The organism is Asaia spathodeae NBRC 105894 (assembly GCF_025994195.1).
GTDB classification, from domain to species: domain Bacteria; phylum Pseudomonadota; class Alphaproteobacteria; order Acetobacterales; family Acetobacteraceae; genus Asaia; species Asaia siamensis.
On the sequence record NZ_BAPY01000009.1, the window covers coordinates 1 to 7,183 of the forward strand.

7 protein-coding genes are annotated in these 7,183 nt (G+C 59.2%); 6 read left to right on the top strand and 1 reads right to left on the bottom strand.

From position 1 onward, the window contains the following. From AA105894_RS07555 to AA105894_RS07570, 4 genes are all read left to right on the top strand, one after another. On the top strand, positions 1–238 hold a 238-nt coding region (locus tag AA105894_RS07555; protein WP_267311182.1), incomplete at its 5' end, for a hypothetical protein. Between the two features lie 863 nt (positions 239–1,101). After that, positions 1,102–1,695 carry a helix-turn-helix domain-containing protein gene (locus tag AA105894_RS07560; protein WP_267311183.1) on the top strand — a complete coding sequence of 198 codons (594 nt, stop codon included), beginning with the start codon at positions 1,102–1,104 and terminating at the stop codon, positions 1,693–1,695. Beyond that, positions 1,692–1,955, top strand: coding sequence for a hypothetical protein (locus AA105894_RS07565; protein ID WP_267311184.1), 264 nt, complete (start codon positions 1,692–1,694; stop codon positions 1,953–1,955). The genes AA105894_RS07560 and AA105894_RS07565 overlap by 4 nt, the downstream gene beginning before the upstream one ends. Next, positions 1,952–2,197, top strand: a complete 246-nt coding sequence (locus AA105894_RS07570) for a hypothetical protein (RefSeq protein ID WP_267311185.1) — start codon at positions 1,952–1,954, stop codon at positions 2,195–2,197. The genes AA105894_RS07565 and AA105894_RS07570 overlap by 4 nt, the downstream gene beginning before the upstream one ends. A 284-nt stretch (positions 2,198–2,481) precedes the next feature. Here AA105894_RS07570 and traA read toward each other — a convergent pair whose 3' ends face one another. After that, entirely contained in the window at positions 2,482–6,372 is a 3,891-nt protein-coding gene (gene traA / locus AA105894_RS07575; protein WP_267311186.1) for a Ti-type conjugative transfer relaxase TraA, read from the bottom strand. 148 nt (positions 6,373–6,520) lie between these two features. Here traA and AA105894_RS07580 point away from each other — a divergent pair, with 148 nt between their 5' ends. Together AA105894_RS07580 and AA105894_RS07585 are read left to right on the top strand one after the other, a co-directional pair. Beyond that, positions 6,521–6,808: a hypothetical protein gene (locus AA105894_RS07580; protein ID WP_267311187.1), complete on the top strand. Its 288-nt coding sequence runs from the start codon at positions 6,521–6,523 to the stop codon at positions 6,806–6,808. 4 nt (positions 6,809–6,812) lie between these two features. After that, positions 6,813–7,183, top strand: a 371-nt coding sequence (locus tag AA105894_RS07585; protein WP_267311188.1) for a hypothetical protein, incomplete at its 3' end; no start/stop codon positions are given.

Below are 7,183 nucleotides of genomic sequence, written 5' to 3' on the forward strand. Positions count from 1 at the left end.
AATGCTGCCAATGATCGAACACACACGCGGCTATGTGACCGACCTCCTCAACCGCAAGGAACGGGTCAGGACACAGTATATCCGCTATCCATCCCTGAGCTTCTGGTGGGGTGTGATCCTCATGGTTCTGATCGACCGGATCGTGGCCTATGCCCTGCCCACGGGCTCGCGCTGGTGGTGGTGGTGGGTCAACCCAGCCTCCAGTTTCCTGCTCTCACTGCTCCCGTCAGGATCATAGGCACCCGCAGAGCCCGCAGGCCCTCCGGAGAGGATCAGTCATTCTCTCCATGACGGGAGAACAGCTTGGCATGCAGTTCCGGTGTCACATCCTCCCGGTGCACGATCTTTACGATCCAACTGGCGCGGGCCTGCATACTGCGACCGCGCGCCAGATAGCGCCTCTCTGAAAGCTTGATGAAAACCTCGTCAGCCCCCGGAAACCGGAAGATGGCATGGATGGCGAGGTCGGCGAAAACGCGCCTAGCCGCATATCTGCGCGCTGAGGGGCGTCTGGGCCGCCCCTTGGCCATTCGGTATGGCTAAGGGTCAGAAGGCCGTCAGGCGGCTCCTGTGAAGCTCTCGAAGGCCCTTGAGTGATGCGGAGGGACGTGGTTCAACCACTGCCAGCGTTGTCATGAGTTTGTGCCTCATTCAGCGTTAGCTCTGTTCGAGGTGTTCCACCACCCGGACAGAGCGCCCCTCGATCGAGGGACGATCGGAGCCTAGTACAGCCCGACCCACAGAGGAATCCCCTTTTCCTTCCCCGATGCCTCGATAACCCAGCACCAGGGCGATTGCCGTCCAATCACTCCTTGCCTCCTGAGCAATCTCCCTTGCTCGTTCTTCCGGCGCTCGTGGGCCGGAGCGAGCGCAGAGCGGGAGCCGCGTAGCGCGCCCATTTGGGCGTCCGGACAGCCCTCGAAAATTGGGTTTTCCACCGAAAAAGAGAGACTACAGAGAGATTAGATTCTTTTCTTTTTCTTAGAGATCGCCACGACCCGCGGGAAACCGCCAAAAAAAGCTTGTATTAGGTCACAGTATATGTGATCCAGAAGTCACAGGGGCTGTGACCTAATAGCCCGTTATCAACAGGGGTGCGAGATGGCCCGGATTGTCAGACTGGCTACGAGACAACAAATAGCGGATCGTCAGGCGGCAGCCACGATTGCCGAGCAACTGGAGCTCATTACGCCTGAAATGCTTGAGGGCGCTCCGGGCGACCTGAAACTGCTCATCTCACGAGCCATTTACAGTGCACAGAAGCAGGCCCGCCCCGACACAGAAGGACTTTGGCCCGGAGGTTTCACCATGATTAGCCGCGATCAGACGAAGCTGGTTTGGGATGCAATCCGGGCTCTTCCCCCGGAGGATCGTCCCCAACAGGTCCGTCACGCCTTTGATTTGGCCTTGCTGTCGCTGCGACAGGATACCGGCGAAATCATGATGCGACGGGATGAACTGGCCGAGGAAATTGGCTGTGCCCCTCGCACCGTTAGCGAAATCATGGGCGTTCTAGAACGGTTAGGTGCCATTAAACGTACCCGCCAAAAGGTGCCGGGCATTAGAGGGCCGGGCGTGGCGGTGTATTATATCAACCCGCATGTCGGCTGGAACGGCTCCCTGAATGCGCGCAAATCGGAAGCTGAGGAAACGGCCCCGCCCATGCTGGTGATGATGCATGGAGGGAAATCATGAAGCTCGACGTGGACTTCACGCAGGACGAATACGAAGCCCTTGCACGGATTGCCAAGCGCTTCGCTCGAACGGCCAAGACACGCCTGAAAACCGACAATGTGGAAACACTCGTCTCGGAAGAAGAGTATGGTGCAGCCCGAACGGCCATGGAAAAGATCGCCCGGAAATGTAGCGATGATGGGCTCTATCTCGATCTTCTGAATCGTCACACACCCAGCTTGGCCGACTACGCCCACAAGACAACGGAAGAGCCCTCATGAGCGGAAGCATCGAGAACCTGGTCCTTGAGCATCTGAAGCGGTTTCAGGCCGGTCAGGATCGCATTGAGCGCAAGCTGGCCGAGCACACGACACGGCTTGGAAACATCGAAATTGCTCTTGCTCACGTGAACCGAGGCATAGCGCAGCAGGAGGAGAGAGCCGCCGAACAAAGCGTTCGTGTGGATCGCCTCACTGAGCGGTTGGAACGTATCGAGCGCCGCCTCGATCTGGATATGGCCTAATAGGCTGAACGACTGAAGATCACCTCCAACAAGGCGAGGATGATCAAAAGGAGTATCCGTTTCCGGGTCATGGGGTGCAGCCTCGAACTACCCTCCATCCGAAATGGGTGGAGGTCTATCTCGAGGCCACTCGGGATCGATCCAGAGAGCGATGCTTTTTTTTCGAGGATGCGCGATTTTTTCGATGTCTGCCGTCTCAGACTCGATTTGAGCCGGACCTCCCACTCGGGATCGATCCAGAGAGCAAGCACTTTTTTTGCAGAAAAACGATTTTCCGCGCCGCGTTAGCGGTCCCGTCCTGAGCCGTATTCCTGCGCCCTGTCACGGTTTATCCGCTGCTGCTTCCTGCCTTCATCCCGGCTGTAGAGGGCGCGCATCTCGGCATCCATGCTGTCGTAAAGCGAATGACCGTGCTCTCTCCGATAGGTCTCATTCTGCCCTTCGAGAGACCGCCAGACCCTTTCGGTCATGGTCTCGGCTTTGGCGTGATAGGACTCGTCCGGGATGCGAATACGGTTTTCGCTCTCGTACCGGATCAAGGCGTCCTGTAGATGGTCGATACTCCGCACGAACCTTGAGAACTCGGGCTTACGAACCGGATTGACGCTCTGATTATTGTGCTCAAATCCTCGAAGGCCCTTGTTCACAATTTCCTTGATCTGATCGTATGCCGCTCTCGTCTGAATGGCTCCTTTCAGCTTGGAGCCGAGTAGCAGACTGGCTTCTACCCATTTCGCAGACCTGTGGCGGCTCTCCGCTGCATAGGTCACACGCTGATCCTCGGCATAATGCCGGACTCTCGTTTCTTCGGGCTTGGCGTCCAGCGCCTCCGTCAGCACCTGCCGCAATACCGCAAGATCACGCGCATCGAGGTCGTCGATACGCTCAAGAGGCTGCATGATGGCCTCAACCTCTTTATCGAGTTTCCTGCCATAGGCTTCGGCGGCAGTCCGGCGCTCTGCTTCCTTCCTTTCCCTCTCTCTGCGCGCTTCTGCGTCCTGACGCTCGCGACGGGCTTGCGCCTCTGCCTCTTTCAGCGCCTGCGCTTTCTCCCTCACCTCATCGCTCAGGAACAGGGAGCCCAGAAAACCCGGCTCCTGAGCGAGATATTTCCTCGCCTTCTTCTCAAGCCGGACATCGCGCTTTGCAGCGCGCCGCTCACGCCGCGCCGCCCGGTCGCGCTCGGTAATGGCGCGGATCTGCTCGCGAGCCTTCTCCTTCTGGTCCAGATTGAATGCGGCAATCGCAGCTTCGGACTCAGCATATTCCCGCGCCGCCTGTTCTTCGGCCTTGCGCTTCTCCGCAGCTGTTGGCTCAGCGGCCGCTGCTTCACGCTCAATCTTGACAAGCTCGGCCTCTACCCATTGCCGAGCTATTTCCGCTATTCTCGCATCACTGGCGGCGGACCGTTTGCCTTCGTGAGATTGCCGGGTTTCGGACTGCACCGATGATGGCTCGACCTGGTGCAATGGGTCGGCGTTCTTTTCAGCCTCCGGCCCGGATGCCCTCTCTTGGGAAGTAGGCATATCTTTCAGAAGGATCGCAGCATCTTCGAGCGGACTGGCGATCCTGCCGATGATGATACGCATACGATCCATTATCGTGCCTAGATGGCCCGGTGCCGTAAGCTCGTTCTCATCGATGAAATGCTGACCCGCCGTAAGCCGCTGCGCCACGGTCGCGATATGCACCTCATACTCTGGCGTTCCCGGTTCCGGTCCTGACTGGACCGCAGGCGCGTCGGCCACACGGGCCTTTTCTTCCTCGTGGAGTTGTCGGACGGCCTCGCCCCGCTCGGCCTCGGTCGCCTCATGCGCCGGCACAAACCTCTCTTCCTCTTCCAGCAGGGATTCAACAGCATGGCGCATCACATGCTTGGTTGCCGGCTCGATGCCCCGATCCTCGAGGTAGTCTAGCGCCATATCCTTGCGCCGGTCGCGACAGAGCGTATCGAACAGCGCTTCCTTGTCCTTGGCCGTCTCGCGCGTCCAGTAGGCCCGCACACGCTCCCGGTGACGGCTCAGACCCACATAGGCAAGCTGGCGGTCCAGCGTGCTCGACAACCCCAGATGGACCCTTTTGGCCGTGGCGCCCTGCCCCTTGTGCAGCGTCCGCGCATAACCGTGATCGACATGGCCATAAGTCTCAAGATTAAGGGTAATCGTCCGGTCCTTGGTCCTGACCCGCATCGAGGTACCGTTGACGGCCTCGACCACGCCATCCATGCCGTTCCTGACCCCGAGTTGCCTGTTATTCCGCAGGAACACCACACGATCCCCGACCCCGAAATCACGCTCCCCGTTGACGGTCAGGAACGTCAGACCCGCCTCGACCTTCCCGGTCGCCACCAGCTCGGCGCGGATCGTATTGTTAAGCTGCCGAATATCCGCCCGGCGATGCGCCAGAACCAGCACGTTCTCCGCCCCGATCTCGGCGGCATCGGCAAGATAGGCTCGCGCCATGGTCTCGATCAGGGCCGAGGCGGTTGCGACCTCCACAAGCGCCCCCTGCCGGTCGTAATGCTCAAGCCCTTCCCGTGTGCGTCCACCGCCCAGAGCGACAGTCGCAGCCCGATCCCCGGCATCGCGCGCGCGCCTGCTCTCGGCCAGACGAGCAGCCCCCAGACGTTCCTCAAGCTTTCTGAACGGTGCGCCCGCCTCAATGGCCTGTAGCTGCTCGCCATCCCCGACAAGAACCACCTTGGCCCCGGCATTCTGGGCGACAGACAGGATATCGCGCATCTGGTGAGACCCGATCATCCCGGCCTCATCCACCACCAGAACCGTTCTGGCCCCGATCTGCTCTTGTCCCTTCTCGATGCCCCGCAGAAAGCTGGCAATCGTCTGGCTGGGGATCTCGGAGCCTTCCTCAAGCTGCGCCGCTGCCGACGCCGCAAGCGTCAGACCGCGCGCCTCATAGCCCCCAATGCCCCATGCCGTCCGGGCGTAATACAGCATCGTCGTCTTGCCCGCTCCGGCCAGACCCGACACCAGAGCAAGACGTTCGCGCCCGGTAATATGAGCGACCGCGTCATTCTGCTCCTGTGACAGGAAGGTCTTGGCACTCTCCACAAGAGCAGCATTTCCCATCTTCTCGACATGAGCCTTGTCCGCGCGCATCGCCTCGGCCATCTCGACCAGATGGCTCTCGGTCCGCAGCATCGAAGCCGTGGAATACCGAACGTCGCCCTGCTGGTCCCGCCCGAGCGTGACGGTCTCTCCATCCGCGAGAACGCGCGCCGTCATGTTGTTCAGGGTCTGGTGATCGGCCACGTCCGAATAGCGGTGCATGAAAATCGCCACGTCCCGCTTGGTAAACGTGGATTTTCGGGCTGTCAGGGCCTCCGCAATGATATGCGGCGCATTCTCTATCCGGTGCCAGTTCCGCGCCCTGATGCGGCGGTTTTCTGCGCTCGTCTCGGATAGGGCTTCCGGGTCTTTGTCTTTGTCTTTTCCTCTGGCCCGCATTTTGCGCGTGATCCGATGCCCCGCGCCTTCCTTCATCTGAGGCTCAAGATCAATGCCCTGATCCGCGTAGCTGCGCCGGTCGATCCGGGCATCAATGCCCCGCTCCGCAAGCTTGCGGTTGGTCAGTTCCTCCCAGCTTGCACGCCACATCCCGTGACGGTTCGCACCCCTCTCATACCAGTCACGACCAGCTTTATGCTCCTCGCCGATCACAAGAACCTTGGCAGCATTCCATTCCCGTTGCTTCTTGCCGAACCCTTCCGGCCCGACCTCCCGCAGCGTCAGGAGAATATGCGCATGAGGGCAGGGCTTGCCGTCCGCCCCTAGCGGCGCGTGAATCGAGAAATCGGCAATCATTCCTTCCGAGACGAAATTCGTCCTGACGAACTCCCTCACAAGCGCAATCTGGTCGGCTTGGCTCAACTCTCGCGGTAGGGCGACCTCGACTTCACGGGCAAGCTGGGCGTCCTTGCGCTTCTCCGCCTTCTCGACCTCATTCCAGAGAGTCTGACGATCACTGAACCGCGCAGGCGCATTGTCCGGTGCCATGATCTCGGAATGAACAACGCCCGTTTTCTTTGTGTAGTCCTGTTCCTGTTCACGCCTCTCGTCATACAGGTTCTCACCCGAACGATACGCAGCAGCCGCAACGACACTCCTGCCGCTCTTCCTGTCGATTATCTTACAGTGCATATGGAAGATCGCCATGACGCTAAATACCGACCGTCACGCGCCACATTACGCAGTAATGTATAAGCGCGCCCTTCGTTTCTCTCGGTCTGGCTCTTTTGGCTGTCATGGACATGCCATTACCCTATATGAGACAAGGCATTCATGGCAATGAGGAGCATCAGCTATGGCCGTAGCCAGAAAGTCTCTGGAAGAGCGTATTGCAGACGAACAGAAACGTCGTGACGCAGCCGACAGGAAGTTACGCGATCTCAAGGCCAGACAGGCCGGTTACGAGAGAAAGGCCGACACACGACGCAAGATCGTCCTCGGGGCCATGCTCGTCGATCAGGCACAGAATGGAAGCACTGATGCCGCTATCATGGTCGAACACCTGATCTCGCTGCTCACCAAGGAGAACGACAAGGCCATGTTCGAGGGATGGTCATGGGAGGCTGGCAGCAAAAAGGAGTAGCACCGTGAAATCCCCAGCCTCTCCCTACATGGAAGCTTTCCTCGAAACACAGGAAAGCCTCAAGGAACGCCTCGATACGAACAACCGGAACGCGGCAGAAATCCTCCACATGCTGAAGGTCATGCAGGTCAGCTTGGAAAGCCTCTCCACCCGTGAGGCGCAGGGGGCAGGTGAAACACCGCTTGCCATTCGGGAAGAAGACATTGCCAGACGGGTTCATGAGGCGATCATGGAACGGATGGACACAGACCTGTCCGTGAGGGCCAAACCGTCTGAGCAAGCCTTGCAACACTACGCCGACACCAATGCGACACTGGCTAGAATGCTGCCAATGATCGAACACACACGCGGCTATGTGACCGACCTCCTCAACCG

Coding starts and splice junctions, on each gene's coding strand:
- AA105894_RS07580 (WP_267311187.1), top strand. CDS start 6,521: ATGGCCGTAGCCAGAAAGTCTCTGGAAGAGCGTATTGCAGACGAACAG.
- AA105894_RS07560 (WP_267311183.1), top strand. CDS start 1,102: ATGGCCCGGATTGTCAGACTGGCTACGAGACAACAAATAGCGGATCGT.
- AA105894_RS07565 (WP_267311184.1), top strand. CDS start 1,692: ATGAAGCTCGACGTGGACTTCACGCAGGACGAATACGAAGCCCTTGCA.
- traA (WP_267311186.1), bottom strand. CDS start 6,372: ATGGCGATCTTCCATATGCACTGTAAGATAATCGACAGGAAGAGCGGC.
- AA105894_RS07570 (WP_267311185.1), top strand. CDS start 1,952: ATGAGCGGAAGCATCGAGAACCTGGTCCTTGAGCATCTGAAGCGGTTT.